Source organism: Streptomyces sp. NPDC006687, from assembly GCF_040636215.1.
In the GTDB taxonomy this organism is placed as follows: Bacteria; Actinomycetota; Actinomycetes; order Streptomycetales; family Streptomycetaceae; genus Streptomyces.
Genome location: NZ_JBEYJJ010000004.1, coordinates 195,987 through 207,989 on the forward strand (window position 1 = coordinate 195,987; position 12,003 = coordinate 207,989).

Here is a 12,003-nt window from a genome sequence, read left to right on the forward strand (position 1 = left end):
GGCGGGCGCAGTGATCCGGACATCTGCGTCAGCGCCCGTACCGTCCGGCCCGGTCGGGGCGCGCCGCGCGTCGCGGAGTGGAAGCATCAGCGGCGTCAATCGGGACACGACGGAGGAGACTGCTGACATGACCGAGGCAGCGGGGGCTTCGCGGCGGCCGTCCGGCACACCGTGCTGGGTGAGTCTGATGGTGCACGGACTCGGGCGGACCGAGGACTTCTACGCCGACCTGTTCGGCTGGGAGTACGAGCCGGGACCCGCGCAGCTCGGGCCGGGTGTGCGGGCCGTCCTCGACGGCGAGGAGGTGGCCGGCATCGGCGAGATGCCGCCGGACCGGCATCTTCCGGTCGCCTGGACCACGTACTTCGCCACCGACGACGCCGACTGCGCGGCCGAGGCGATCCGCTCCTGCGGCGGCACGGTGGCCGTGGGCCCGATGGACGCCGGGGCGGAGGGGCGGGTGGCGATCTGCTCCGATCCGGTCGGGGCCATCTTCGGGATCTGGCAGGACTCGGGGCACGGGCAGCGCTACGGGGTGCCGGGGACCCCGGTGTGGAACGAGCTGGTCACCCAGGACACCTCGACGGTCGGCAAGTTCTACCAGCACGTCTTCGGTCACGAGGCCGAGCGGCACGCGGCCGGCTCCGACGACTTCGACTACCTGACCCTGCGGCTGGGCGGCCGGCCCGTGGCCGCGGTGCACGGGGTCGGCCGGTCCCTGCCGCACGACCGGGGGCCGCACTGGATGACCTACTTCGAGGTCGGCGACCCCGACGCGGCGGCGGCCCGGGTGGCCGAGCTGGGCGGGCGGGTGCTGAGCCCGCCCCGGGACCGGATCCGGGGGCGGCTGGCCCTGGTGGCCGACCCGGAGGGGGCGCTCTTCGCGGTGGTGCGCTCGGCCTAGGCCACCGGGAGCGGGCGGGGGCGCTTGGCGGTGCGGCCGTCGCCGGAGGAGGTGCCGCGCAGCCGCCGTCCGAGCCAGGGGCCGAGGAATCCCGCCGCCCAGCCCACCTCGGACGCCGCCGTCCGGAGGGCGCCGCGGGGTGGCCGGGGCGGCAGGGGACGCCGCCAGGTGTCGTCGCAGCCGGGCAGGGCGAGGGCCTCGGCCAGGGCGGCGGCGATCCGGGCATGACCGAGGGGGTTGGCGTGGAGCCGGTCGGTGCTCCACAGGCGCGGGTCGGCCGCGGCGGCCGCCCGGCCCGTCTCCGCGACCACGACCCCGTGGCGTGCGGCGGCGGCGCGCACCCGGGCGTTGAGCTCCTCCACGCGGGGGCGCAACGGCCGGGCCACGGGCACGATCCGGGTCACGTCGGGGAAGGTCACCGTCGCCACGCGGGCCCCGGCGGCGGTCAGCGCGGCGAACATCTCCTCGAGCTCCCCGGCCACCTCGGCCGCGTCGAACCGCGGGCGGAGCAGGTCGTTGACACCGGCCACGACGGTGGCCACACCGGGCTCCAGCTCCAGGGCCGGGGCCAGCTGCTCGGCGCGCACCTGGCCGGCGAGCCGGCCCCGGACGGCCAGGTTGGCGTAGAGCAGCCCCGGGTGGGCGGCCGCGAGGTGCTCGGCGAGCCGGTCGGCGAAGCCGCGCAGGCCCGTCGCGTCGTCGCCGTCGCCGACTCCTTCGGTCTGACTGTCGCCCAGGGCGACGTAGCGCAGGGGCTCACCGGTGCTCACGGATGTGCTGCCTTTCTCTCAGGACGGCCGCGGTCCGCAGGCACCAGTCCCGGTGCTCCCGTTCGAAGGCGAGGCCGCGCAGGCAGGTCAGGTAGCCCCCGATCCGCTCGCCCCGCAGGAGGAACTCCGCCTCGTCCAGGTCGCCGCGCAGGGTCTGCAGGAGCGTGCCGAGGAGTTCGAGCTTGGCGTCGGCGGCGGCGGCCCGCCGCTCCAGCTGCTCGATGACGGGGCCGGTGCCGACGCGGTCGGCGGTCTGGACCTTGACCAGGAGGTCGTCGCGGATGAAGGACGGCTTCGACTCGGTCCCGGCGAACCGCTCCAGCTCGGCGCGGCCGGCGTCGGTGACCCGGAAGAGGCGCTTGTTGGGCCGCGATTCCTGGACCACCTCCCGGCCCGTGACCAGCCCGTCCGTCTCCAGCCTGGCCAGTTCGGCATACAGCTGCTGGGGCAGGGCGTGCCAGAAGTTGGCGACGCCGATGTCGAACGCCTTCGCCAGCTGGTAGCCGCTGTACTCGTCGTCGAGCAGCGCGGCCAGGACCGCGTGCCGCAGTGCCATGTCCGGCCCCCTTCCGTTTGCCCGGGCGCCTCGGCATCATACTCAAGAAAGTGACTAGTCAGATTATTGAGTAGTCGACGCCGCATTCCTGGAGGGGTCATGGAGACTGCCGAACGCTTCCGCACCGCCGTGGAGAAGCGCGATCTCGCCGCGCTGGACGAGCTGTTCACGGACGACGTCCGCCTCTACAGCCCCGTGAAGTTCGTCCCGTTCGAAGGCAAGGCGATGGTCATGGGCCTGTTCGGGGTCCTGCTGCGCACCTTCGAGGAGCTGCGCTACCTGGGGCGGCTGGAGGGTGAGGCCGAGACCAGCGCCGACGGGGAGGCCGCCCCGTCGGTCATCCTGCCCTTCCGGGGCAGCGTGGCGGGACGGGAGATCCACGGGATCGACCTGCTCCAGTTCGACGAGGACGGCCGGATCAGGGAGTTCACGGTGATGGTCCGGCCCCAGTCCGCCGTGCACGCCCTGGGCCGGGCCGTCCTGGCCGGGCTGGTCGAGGACGGGCTCGCCCCCGGGCCCGCCTGAGCGCGTCCTCAGACCGTGGCAGCCGGAGGCGGCGCCAGGCCCCGCGCACCGGCGCCCGGGTCCGGCTCCGGCCTCTCCACCCGGGCCATGGCGGCACGCAGGAGGGGCGGTGCCATGAGGGAGGTCACGATCGCGACGAGGACGACGACGGTGTACGCCTCCGGGCCCAGGATGCCCAGCCGCAGGCCCACCATCGCCACGATCACCTCGATCACCCCGCGGGAGTTCATTCCGGCGCCGAGCGCGAGGGCCTCCCAGCCGCTCAGCCGGCTCAGCCTCGCTCCGGCGTAGGCACCCGCGAACTTGCCGAGCACGGCCACGGCCAGCACGGCGCACGCCGCCCCCAGGACCTCGGGCCGGGCCAGCGCGGTCAGGTCCATCCGGAGCCCGGCCGTGGCGAAGTAGACCGGCGCGAGGAAGGCCAGCACCGTGGTGCGCAGCGGGGCCAGCCGCTCCGGGTCCAGCCTGCCGCTGGTCGCGAGCAGGACGCCGGCGACGAAGGCCCCGAAGACGGCCTCCAGGCCCAGTGCGTGCGTACCCGCCGCGCCGAGCAGCACGGCCAGTGCCGCCACGGCGACGGTCGGCCCCGGATCCGGCGACCGGTCGGCCGCGCACAGGGCGAGCCGGACGAGGGGCCGGCCCACCAGCAGGGCGAGTACGACGGCGCCCGCGGGAAACAGCAGGGAGGCGGCGAGCCTGCCGACGGTCAGGCCGGCCGTGGCCATCGCCGAGACGACGGACAGCAGGAACCAGCCGACGACGTCGTCGATCACCCCGGACGCGAGGGTGAGCTGGCCGATCTCGCGGTGCAGGAGGTCCATGTCCATCAGCGTCTTGGCGATCACGGGGATCGCGCTGACGCACAGGGCCACACCGAGGAACAGGGCGAACACCGTCGGGTCGGTGCCGTCCGGCAGCAGGGGGGTGGTCAGCAGGTAGCCCGCGGCGACGCCGAGCCCCAGCGGCAGGACCAGGCCGGCGAGGCTTACCCGCAGGGCGGTGGCCCTGCGGCGCCTGACGAGGTCGTACTTCAGCTCGGTGCCGGTGATTCCCACGAGAAGCAGGACGCCCAGCTGGCCGATCGCGTCGAGGAGGTGCATCTGTGCGGGCGTCTCCGGCAGCAGTCGGCCGGCGAGGCCGGGCAGCAGGTGGCCCAGGACCGAGGGGCCGACGAGCACGCCCGCGAGGAGCTCGCCGGCGATCGCGGGCATCCGAAAGCGTGCGGCCAGCTGGCCCAGGCAGACGGCGAGGAGCAGGAGGAGGGCCAGCTGGAGGAGGAGCACCAGCAGGGCGTGGTGGCCGAGGGCGGGGACGGGGGCGGCGGTCGTCACCCCACGAAGGTAGGACGGGCACCTCCCGCTCAGCTCCCCCGAGCACCAGGTCACCGTGAGTTGCGGAAGTCCGCGCCGGATGGCGTCAGGCGGAGTTGACGGGCAGGACGTCCGGGGAGAGGCTCGCGGCGTGGGCCGAGGCGGAGGTCAGGCGGCGGCGGTGGTGGCGCCGGCACAGGACCTCGTAGCCGACCTCCCCGGCCGGGCGGTTGACGTCGCCGACCACCACCTGGGCGCCCTCGACGACCATCACCCCGTCCACCGTGCGGGCGTTGTGGGTGGCGCGGGCGCCGCACCAGCACAGGGCCTCGACCTGGAGCTGTTCGATCCGGTCGGCGAGCTCGATCAGCCGCTGGGAGCCGGGGAAGAGCTTGGTGCGGAAGTCGGTGGTGATGCCGAAGGCGAAGACGTCCATGTCGAGGTCGTCGACGATGCGGGCCAGCTGGTCGATCTGCTGCGGCGCGAGGAACTGCGCCTCGTCCACGATCACGTAGTCGGCCTTGCCGCCCTTGGACAGCAGCTCCACCAGGTACGCGTACAGGTCCATGCCCTCGGCGGCCTCGACCGCCTCGGTCACCAGGCCGAGCCGGGAGGAGAGCTTGCCCTCGCCCGCCCGGTCGTCCCGGGTGAAGATGACGCCCTGGAGGCCGCGGGCGGAGCGGTTGTGGCCGATCTGGAGAGCCAGTGTGCTCTTTCCGCAGTCCATCGTTCCGGAGAAGAACACCAGCTCGGGCATGGGAAGTACGGGGCCTTTCAGGTCGTGGGCCGTGAGGGGACAGGGGGGCGGTGGGACGGTCAGGTGCGGATTTCCAGGAGGGGGACCAGCTGTTCCGCCGCCGTCATGGAGCCGTGCATACCGGTGAGGGCCGACTCGTTGGGCTCGTTGCGGGAGGCGGTGATCGCGACATCGGCCTGGGCCGCGGCTATCACGTCGCCGATCCGGCCGAGGACCCGCTCGTCGCACTCCCCCGGTGCTCCGAACCAGCCCCGGTCCAGGGCCTCTTCGCGGCCGGCGATCCAGAAGCGGTCGCCGAGCACCTCGCGCCATACGGTCAGTACGTCGGCCTCGGCGCCGGGGACGGCGTAGACGTGCCGGGCGCGGCCCTCGCCGCCGAGCAGGGCGACGCCCGCGCCCAGCTCCCAGTCCTCGTCGAAGTCGATGCGGGAGTCCTCGTCGAAGGGGACGTCCACCATGCCGTGGTCGGCGGTGACGTACAGCGCGGTGCGCGGCGGCAGCTGCTCGGCGAGCCGCTGCACGAGCCGGTCGACGTACATGAGCTGGCCGCGCCAGGCGTCGGAGTCCACGCCGTGGCGGTGTCCGGCCCCGTCGAGCTCGCTGTAGTACGTGTAGACGAGGGAGCGCTCACCGGCCGCGAGCTGGATCGCGGCGAGGTCCATCCGGTCCTCGCCGGTCATCCGGCCGTGGAAGGTGCCGCCGCTGAGGGCCACCTGGGTGAGCGGGGTGGTCTGGAAGTTCGGCGCGGACACCTGGGCGGTGTGCACTCCGGCCGCGTCGGCGAGCTGGAACACCGTCGGGTACGGCTGCCAGGGCTTGGGCGGGGTCCACGGCTGCCAGCGGAGCTGGTTCATCAGCCGGCCGGAGGCCGGGTCGCGGACGGCGTAGCCGGGCAGGCCGTGCCGGGAGGGCGGCAGGCCGGTGCCGACGGAGGCCAGGGAGGTGGCCGTGGTGGCGGGGAAGCCGGCGGTGAGCGGCCGGCCGGTGCCGCCGCGCGAGCTCGCGAGCAGGGAGGCCAGGAAGGGGGCGTACTCCTGGTGGGCCTTGATCTGCTCCCAGCCCATGCCGTCGACCAGGAAGACGCAGTTGCGGTCGGCCGGGGTCAGCTCCGCGATCCCGGCGGTGAGGCCGGGGACGCCCTGGCCCGCCGCCAGGGTCGGCAGCAGGTCGGCGAGCGAGCCGGTGCCGTACTCGGGGACCGGGGCCCCGGCGAGGTCGAGCGGTTCCGGATCGCCCGGCCAGCTCGGCGGCGCGGAGTACGGCATCAGCGGGTGGTGGCCGCGGTGGCCTCGGAGAGCGCCTGGGCGAAGAGCAGCGTCTGGCGGACCGTCTCGGGGCCGTCGCCGGCCTCGCTGACGCGCAGGCTGAGGTCGTCGGCGGTGGAGTTGCCGGTGTAGCCGTGGTCGGAGTCGCAGTTGGGGTCGCCGCAGGCGGCGGGCTCCAGGTCGATGCGCGAGACCGCGCCCCAGCCGATGGTCAGGACGACCTCGCGGGGCAGCCGGCCGGGGGTGTAGAACTCCGGGTTGGCCACGACGCGGCTGAGCACCACGGAGGAGATCGAGCTGAGCTTGACCGACTCGGTGGAGGTGGTCGCGTACGGGGACGGGGACCCGGCGTCGGCGGCCTGCTCGTCGGTGTGGCTGACGATGAACCGGCTGTCGGTGAGGACCAGCACGGTCACGTGCCGGCGGACCTCGTTGGAGTCGAAGGTGGTCTCCTGGTGGACCACGTACGACGAGACCGGCTCGCCGCCCACCGCGGCCTCCACGGCCTCGGCCACGAGGGCCGGGTAGTAGCCGCTGCGCTCGATCGCCGCGCGCAGCCCCTGGGTCGTCGTACCGGATTTCGCCATGAGGTCCATCCTAAGGCCCGTACGGGGTCCGCCTACCTGCCCGTCGGTCAGTAGCTGGGCAGGGTCCGCGGCCCGAGGTCGGTGCGGGCGGGCGGGTGGGCGACGCGCACGGTGGCGCTGAGCACGGACAGGCCCTCCGTGGCGACGACGACCGGCTCCAGGGAGATCCCGGTCACCTCGGGATGGTCGTCCACCAGTCTCGACAGCCGCAGGAGCAGCTCCTCCAGGGCGGGGGTGTCGACGGGGTCGCTGCCGCGCCAGCCGAAGAGCAGGGGTGCGGCGCGCAGGGAGCGGATCAGGCCGGCGGCGTCGCGGTCGGTGACGGGGACCAGGCGGTGCGCGGTGTCGCCGAGCAGTTCGGAGGGGACCCCGGCGAGCCCGAAGGAGAGCACGGCGCCGGCGGCGGTGTCGACGACGGAGCGGACGACGGTGTCCACCCCGCGCGGGGCCATGGTCTGGACGACGGGCAGCAGTTCGGCGGGCTTGCCGAGGGCCTCGGTGAGCTCCTCGTACGAGCGCCTCAGCTCGGCCTCGGTGGTCAGATCGAGGCGTACGCCGCCCAGGTCGGCGCGGTGGCGCAGGTGGGGGGCGGTGGTCTTGAGGGCGACGGGGTAGCCCAGGATCCGGGCCGCGCGGACGGCGGCGTCGGCGCTGGGGGCGGGGAGGGTGGGCAGGACGCGGATGCCGTAGCGGGCGAGCAGCTCGCGGGCCTCGGGCTCGTCCAGGGTCAGCGCGGCTCCTTCGGGGACGCCGGCGAGGAGGGCGGTGAGCTGGGCGGCGGCGCCGCTCTCGTCGATGTCCTCGTACTCGGGGACGTGACCGGCGTCGGCGTTGGCCCGGCGCCACTGGGCGTGGCGGACGGCTTCGGCGAGGGCCTTCACGGCCCGCTCGGCCGCCGGGTAGGCGGGGATCCGACCCCCGGGGGCGGGGGTGCCCGAGGGTGCCGGGGCGCGGTCGCGGGGGGCGCCGGCGGGCGCGGGTGCCGGCGGCGGCTGGGTGGCGGCGGGGGCGGTGGCCCGGGCGGCGGAGAGGGCCTCCACCAGCTCGCCGAGCTCGACGTGGACGACGGCGACGGGCTTGCCGGGCACCTCGGCGACGGCCTGGCGCAGCGCCTCCGCGAGGTCGTCGGCCAGGGCCCGCTCGCCGACCCAGGGGATGGCGGTGACCACGACGGCGTCGCAGTCATCGGAGGCCAGGGCGGCGGTGAGGGCGGCGCGGAAGTCCTCGGGGGTGGCGGCGGTGGTGAGGTCCAGCGGGGGCGCCGGCCGCAGCCCCTCGGTCAGGCAGGCGTCGTACGTGAGCACCCCGAGGGACTCGGAGTTGCCGAGGATGGCCACGCGGGGTCCGGCCGGCAGCGGCTGCCCGGCCAGCAGGCGCCCGACGTCGACGAGCTCGGTGACGGTGTCGACCTGGATGACACCGGCCTGCCGCATCAGCTCGGAGACGGTGGCCTCGGGCAGCCGGGTCCCGGTGACGACGTGCCCGGCGGGGGTGTGGCGGCCGCCGAGGGCGACGACCAGGGGCTTGAGGGCGGCGGTGCGGCGGGCGAGGCGGGTGAACTTGCGGGGGTTGCCGAGGGTCTCCAGGTACATCAGGGCGACGTCGGTGGCCTCGTCCTCGTACCAGTACTGGAGGATGTCGTTGCCGGAGACGTCCGCCCGGTTGCCGGCGGACACGAAGGAGGACAGACCCTCGCCGCGCCGCAGCAGTCCGGACAGCAGGGCGATCCCGATGGCCCCCGACTGCGTGAACAGCCCGATCCGCCCCCGGGCGGTCGCGGGTGCGGGGGCGAGGGAGGCGTTCAGCTCGACGTCGGCCGCGGTGTTGATCACCCCGAAGGCGTTGGGCCCGATGAGCCGCATCCCGTACGAGCGCACCTGCCGCACCAGCTCGCGCTGCCGGGCCAGCCCCGCTGGGCCGCTCTCCCCGTACCCGGCCGACAGCACCACCAGCCCCTGCACCCCGTGCTCCCCGCAGGCGGCGACGGCGTCCGGCACCCGTCCGGCGGGGACGGCGATCACGGCGAGGTCCACGGGGGCCCCGATGTCCGCCACGGTGCGGTAGGCGCGCACCCCGTCCAGCAGGTCCCCCTCCATGCCGGGGGCGCGGGCCTCGTTGACGGCGTAGAGGTGTCCGTGGAAGCCCCCGTCGCGCAGGTTGCGCAGCGTGGCGGCACCCACGCCGGATCCGGAGCGGCTGACGCCGATCACCGCGACCGAGCCGGGGGCCAGGAGCCGCTGGACGGACCGGGCCTCGGCGCGCTGTTCGCGGGCGCGCTGGACGGCGAGGGACTCGGCGGTGGGTTCGAGGTCGAGGGTGAGGTGGACGGAACCGTCCTCGAAGCTGCGCTTCTGCTGGTAGCCGACGTCCGTGAACACCTTGATCATCTTGGTGTTGGCGGGCAGCACCTCGGCCGCGAAACGGCGGATGCCCCGCTCCCGGGCGACGGCTCCGATGTGTTCGAGGAGGGCGGAGGCGACCCCGCGGCCCTGGTGGGCGTCCTGGACGAGGAAGGCCACCTCGGCCTCGTCGGCGGGGGCGGAGGCGGGCCGTCCGTCGGGGCCGATGCGGTCGAAGCGGACGGTGCCGATGAACTCCCCGCCGATGGTGGCGGCGAGGCCGACGCGGTCGACGTAGTCGTGGTGCGTGAAGCGGTGCACGTCGCGGTCGGAGAGGCGGGGGTAGGGGGCGAAGAAGCGGTAGTACTTCGACTCGTCCGAGACCTGCTCGTAGAAGCTGACCAGCCGCCCGGCGTCCTCGGTCGTGATGGGCCGGATCCGGGCGGTTCCGCCGTCGCGCAGCACGACGTCCGCTTCCCAGTGGGCCGGGTACGAGGGGTCCGACGCGGTGGTCATGGGGTCAGCCTAAGCGCAGGATCCGGCCGGTGGCCGGACGCCTCCGACAGGCCGGGCGGCGCGGAGGCCGGGAATCCGGCACGCTGGGGCACATCGGTGCAAAGCTGAGGAGGGCCGAGGGGCGGCCCGAGCATTCCGGGTGGCGTGAGAGACTGGTCTAGACAACCGCGAGAACCTGAAGGGCATCACCATGGCAGAGCGCCGTGTCAACGTCGGCTGGGCCGAGGGCCTGCACGCTCGTCCCGCGTCGATCTTCGTCCGCGCGACGACCGCTTCCGGCGTCCCCGTGACCATCGCGAAGGCGGGCGGCGAGCCCGTCAACGCCGCGTCCATGCTGGCGGTCCTGGGCCTGGGCGCCCAGGGCGGCGAGGAGGTCGTCCTGGCGTCGGAGGCGGAGGGCGCCGACGTGGCGCTGGACCGCCTGGCGAAGCTGGTCGCGGAGGGCCTGGAAGAACTCCCCGAAACGGTCTGACCCCTTCACCGAAGCCGCGGCCCCATGACACGGGGGCCGCGGTTTCGTCGTTACGGCCGGCCGCGCGGCCCGCCGGAATCCGGCAGGAAATCCGCCTCGGCGGAATTGGCCGAAAAACGCGGCACCCCGGCCTGGGGGAATTATGGCGCGCCCCCTTTTATACGCGTCCCGCGTTAATTCCGGCCACTCCCGGTGTTTACGGCATGTTGCCATTCCCTCACCCGCGGCCGGAACACCGCCGCCGCCCGCTCCACATGCAGCGCGGCCACCGCCCTGGCCCGCTCCGCGTCCCCCCGCGCCACCGCGTCCACGAGCGCCCCGTGCTCCGCCCAGGAGTCCACCGGCCGGGCGGGCGAGCCCACCTCGTACAGCCACGCGATCTTGCGCCGGGTCTGCGTCAGCAGGGCGATCAGCCCCGGGCTGCCGGACGCCTGGGCCAGGGTCTCGTGGAACCAGCCCCCCAGCGCCCGCAGGTCCTCCCCCTGGCCCCGCCTGGCCCGCTCCTGGCCCAGCCGCACCAGCCCCCGCAGCACCTTCAGGTGCGCCTCGGTCCGCCGCCGGGCCGCCCGCGAGGCGGCGAGGGGCTCCAGCAGCACGCGCAGCTCCAGCAGATCGGCCGCCTCCTGCTCGCTCGGCTCGGCCACACACGCCCCCGCGTGCCGCCGCGTGGTGACGAACCCCTCGGACTCCAGCGTGCGCAGCGCCTCCCGCACCGGCACCCGCGAGACCCCGTACCGGCGCGCGAGCACCTCCTCGGTCAGCCGGCCGCCCGGCCCGAAGAAACCGGAGACGATATCGTCGCGAATGGCTGTGCACACCGCGTGCGCCGGAATACGCAAGGCCGGACCTCCGCTGGGTTTCGTTCCGAATCGGGCACACCGCCCCTGCGACTCTATGACAATGCGCGGGGATTTCCGAGAACGGCCGTAAACAAAGGCGGAGAAACGGAGAAGGCCCCGGCTCGGGGAGCCGGGGCCTTCTCGCGCAAAAGTGGGGTCAGATGCCGACACCGTGCTGGCGCAGGTAGGCCAGCGGGTTGATGTCCGTGCCGTACGTGGCACCGGTGCGGGCCTCGAAGTGCAGGTGCGGGCCACTGGAGTTGCCGGTGGAGCCCGACAGGCCGATCTGCTGGCCCGCGGTGACGGTCTCGCCGACGGAGACGTTCAGCGACATCAGGTGCCCGTACTGGGTGTAGCTGCCGTCGTTGTGGCGGATCACGATGTTGTTGCCGTAGGCGCCGCCCCAGCCGGCCTCGACGACGGTGCCCGCGCCGACGGCGTGGACCGAGGTGCCCTCGTCGGCGTGGAAGTCGATGCCCGTGTGGCTGCCGGAGGACCACATGCCGCCGCCCGCGCCGTACTGGGTGCTGACGTACGAGTTGTCGACCGGGGCCACGAAGGTGTTGAGGCGCTTGCGGGCCTCTTCCTGGGCGGCCTTCTCGGCGGCCTCGCGCTCGGCCTTCTCCTTGACCTCGGCGATGCGCTTCGCCTCCTGGGCGCGCGTCTTCGCGTCGGCCTCGGCCTGCGCCTGGGCGGCGACGGCCTCGGCGGCGCTCTGCTGGGTCGCGGCCTGGACCTCGATGTCGTCCTGGAGGCCGTCGGCGACGACGACGGCGTTCAGGGCGCCGGTGTCCTCGAAGGAGGGGCCGCCGTGGGTGTCGGCGGCGAAGGCGGGGGCCGCGAGGGTGGCCGCCACGCCCGTGGTGGCGAGGGCCGCGATGCCGGCGTACCCGGCGGTCTTGCGGCTCAGACGGCTCGAACCACGGTGCTTACCGGAACCGGAGCCGGCTGCACGACTGCCAAACGCCATGGAGGGGGTGATCCTTTCCTTCCTTCTCGCCTACCGGGTTAGCTGACGGGTTCGGAGCAGGAAGGTCTCCTACGGCCCCCCTCTGGCGAGGCGGTCCGATTCACCCCAGGGACTGTGGGTCCCCGGCTCCCCAGGCTCGCGCCTGACGGGGACTCGGCGATCGCTGCCCGGTGCCGCGGGTGCGGCTGGCACA

At 74.1% G+C, this 12,003-nt stretch carries 12 protein-coding genes and 1 riboswitch; of the genes, 3 read left to right on the forward strand and 9 right to left on the reverse strand.

Annotated features, from left to right (window positions below; translation table 11 throughout):
* Positions 1 to 127: 127 nt before the first annotated feature.
* On the forward strand, positions 128 to 904 hold the full coding sequence (locus ABZ716_RS07335; RefSeq protein WP_358812765.1) for a VOC family protein: 777 nt from the start codon (positions 128 to 130) through the stop codon (positions 902 to 904).
* Here ABZ716_RS07335 and ABZ716_RS07340 read toward each other — a convergent pair.
* Positions 901 to 1,674, reverse strand: coding sequence for an SGNH/GDSL hydrolase family protein (locus ABZ716_RS07340; RefSeq protein WP_358957321.1), 774 nt, complete (start codon positions 1,672 to 1,674; stop codon positions 901 to 903). The two genes, ABZ716_RS07335 and ABZ716_RS07340, sit on opposite strands and share 4 nt — an antisense overlap.
* On the reverse strand, positions 1,661 to 2,230 hold the full coding sequence (locus ABZ716_RS07345; RefSeq protein WP_358957324.1) for a PadR family transcriptional regulator: 570 nt from the start codon (positions 2,228 to 2,230) through the stop codon (positions 1,661 to 1,663). The genes ABZ716_RS07340 and ABZ716_RS07345 overlap by 14 nt, the downstream gene beginning before the upstream one ends.
* A 99-nt stretch (positions 2,231 to 2,329) precedes the next feature.
* Here ABZ716_RS07345 and ABZ716_RS07350 point away from each other — a divergent pair, with 99 nt between their 5' ends.
* The gene (locus ABZ716_RS07350; RefSeq protein ID WP_358812762.1) at positions 2,330 to 2,755 is read left to right on the forward strand and encodes a nuclear transport factor 2 family protein; all 426 of its coding nucleotides are present in this window, start codon (positions 2,330 to 2,332) and stop codon (positions 2,753 to 2,755) included.
* Positions 2,756 to 2,763: 8 nt separating this feature from the next.
* Here ABZ716_RS07350 and ABZ716_RS07355 read toward each other — a convergent pair whose 3' ends face one another.
* The 5 genes from ABZ716_RS07355 to ABZ716_RS07375 all read right to left on the reverse strand — a co-directional run bounded on the left by ABZ716_RS07355 (position 2,764) and on the right by ABZ716_RS07375 (position 9,529).
* Positions 2,764 to 4,086, reverse strand: a complete 1,323-nt coding sequence (locus ABZ716_RS07355) for a cation:proton antiporter (protein WP_358957327.1) — start codon at positions 4,084 to 4,086, stop codon at positions 2,764 to 2,766.
* Positions 4,087 to 4,171: 85 nt separating this feature from the next.
* On the reverse strand, positions 4,172 to 4,822 hold the full coding sequence (locus ABZ716_RS07360) for a thymidine kinase (RefSeq protein WP_351880588.1): 651 nt from the start codon (positions 4,820 to 4,822) through the stop codon (positions 4,172 to 4,174).
* 59 nt (positions 4,823 to 4,881) lie between these two features.
* Positions 4,882 to 6,087, reverse strand: coding sequence for a nucleotide pyrophosphatase/phosphodiesterase family protein (locus ABZ716_RS07365; RefSeq protein ID WP_358812760.1), 1,206 nt, complete (start codon positions 6,085 to 6,087; stop codon positions 4,882 to 4,884).
* On the reverse strand, positions 6,087 to 6,674 hold the full coding sequence (locus tag ABZ716_RS07370; RefSeq protein ID WP_358957329.1) for a DUF5998 family protein: 588 nt from the start codon (positions 6,672 to 6,674) through the stop codon (positions 6,087 to 6,089). The genes ABZ716_RS07365 and ABZ716_RS07370 overlap by 1 nt, the downstream gene beginning before the upstream one ends.
* A 47-nt stretch (positions 6,675 to 6,721) precedes the next feature.
* Positions 6,722 to 9,529: a GNAT family N-acetyltransferase gene (locus ABZ716_RS07375; protein ID WP_358957332.1), complete on the reverse strand. Its 2,808-nt coding sequence runs from the start codon at positions 9,527 to 9,529 to the stop codon at positions 6,722 to 6,724.
* Positions 9,530 to 9,719: 190 nt separating this feature from the next.
* On the opposite strand from ABZ716_RS07375, the gene ABZ716_RS07380 reads away from it, so the two are divergent.
* Positions 9,720 to 10,001 carry an HPr family phosphocarrier protein gene (locus ABZ716_RS07380; RefSeq protein ID WP_358812758.1) on the forward strand — a complete coding sequence of 94 codons (282 nt, stop codon included), beginning with the start codon at positions 9,720 to 9,722 and terminating at the stop codon, positions 9,999 to 10,001.
* Between the two features lie 173 nt (positions 10,002 to 10,174).
* Here the strand turns inward: ABZ716_RS07380 and ABZ716_RS07385 are convergent, their stop codons facing one another.
* Together ABZ716_RS07385 and ABZ716_RS07390 are read right to left on the reverse strand one after the other, a co-directional pair.
* Complete coding sequence (locus ABZ716_RS07385; RefSeq protein ID WP_358957334.1) at positions 10,175 to 10,840, reverse strand: GntR family transcriptional regulator; 666 nt, start codon at positions 10,838 to 10,840, stop codon at positions 10,175 to 10,177.
* 157 nt (positions 10,841 to 10,997) lie between these two features.
* Positions 10,998 to 11,810 (reverse strand): M23 family metallopeptidase, encoded by an 813-nt coding sequence (locus tag ABZ716_RS07390; protein WP_358812756.1) that lies wholly within the window; start codon positions 11,808 to 11,810, stop codon positions 10,998 to 11,000.
* Between the two features lie 13 nt (positions 11,811 to 11,823).
* Positions 11,824 to 11,979: riboswitch (cyclic di-AMP (ydaO/yuaA leader) on the reverse strand.
* Positions 11,980 to 12,003: the final 24 nt, after the last annotated feature.